At 54.5% G+C, this 659-nt stretch carries 1 protein-coding gene; it reads left to right on the plus strand.

The features are described 5' to 3' along the window. Positions 1 to 415: 415 nt before the first annotated feature. A partial coding sequence (locus BZK31_RS27545; protein WP_208617243.1) for a manganese catalase family protein occupies positions 416 to 659 on the plus strand: 244 nt, incomplete at its 3' end.

Below are 659 nucleotides of genomic sequence, written 5' to 3' on the forward strand. Positions count from 1 at the left end.
TCATCACCGGCTATGCCGAGAACGCGATCATCGGTAACGGTCATCTGGATCCTGGCATGTGGGTGCTGACCAAACCATTCACCATGGAAGCCTTCGCCAGTCGTATCTACGAAATGATCGAGCGCGAAGACTGATCGCGCTACCTTTTCAATCCCGGTCTTAACGCCTCGTCTACGTGCGCCCACTGTCATTGCGCAGGGCGGCGAAGGTTGCGCCGTTGAGAAAGACTATGAAACTTTGTCGCGCCAGCCTTTCGTCGTGCGCCCTGCTTTCTTGCGAATCTTTCTATCGCCATGTTCTCTCTCAACCCTTGATGGCGATGCTGTTCGCTGCGCTATTGATTCGTCTCTGGACGGTCGTTAGCTGATTTTGCCAGATCAAAAACACGCTTTACGCCTGAGAAAGGGGAGAAAACATGTTCCTTCACAATAAGCGTTTGCAGTACACGGTTCGCGTCTCGGAGCCCAATCCGGGGCTGGCCAATCTGTTGCTGGAACAATTTGGCGGCGCTCAGGGCGAGCTTGCCGCTGCAAGCCGCTATTTCACTCAAGCGTTGTCCGAAGAAGACCCGGGCCGCAAGGATCTGCTGTTCGACATCGCCACCGAGGAGCTCAGTCATCTGGAAGTGGTGGGCTCGATCATTGTCATGCTCAACAAAG

It is taken from the genome of Pseudomonas floridensis, from assembly GCF_002087235.1.
GTDB lineage: Bacteria > Pseudomonadota > Gammaproteobacteria > Pseudomonadales > Pseudomonadaceae > Aquipseudomonas > Aquipseudomonas floridensis.